1 protein-coding gene is annotated in these 244 nt (G+C 78.7%); it reads right to left on the bottom strand.

Translation table 11 applies throughout. The features are described from left to right. The coding region (locus VTU_RS26335; protein ID WP_040892418.1) for an FGGY family carbohydrate kinase at positions 1–244 on the bottom strand (244 nt) is incomplete at both ends.

Here is a 244-nt window from a genome sequence, read left to right as displayed (position 1 = left end):
CGCGGCGCGCGCGTCGAGCCAGAGCATGGCCGGGCCCACGGGCCGGCCTGCGGCGTCGATCAACCAGGTGCCGTCGCCCTGCGCCGTGGCCACGAGCGCGGCGCTGCGCCCGGCCAAGTCGGGCACCTGCTGCGCGAGCAGGCGCAGCGTGGCCGCGGTGTCCGCCCAGGTGCGGTCCATGTCCTGCTCGGCCGCGCCGTGCGCGCCGTAGAGCACGCGGTTCGGGGTGCTGGCCAGGCCCAGC

It is taken from the genome of Verminephrobacter aporrectodeae subsp. tuberculatae At4, from assembly GCF_000193225.1.
GTDB classification, from domain to species: domain Bacteria; phylum Pseudomonadota; class Gammaproteobacteria; order Burkholderiales; family Burkholderiaceae_C; genus Acidovorax; species Acidovorax aporrectodeae.
This window is presented reverse-complemented; position numbering and strand designations above follow the sequence as displayed.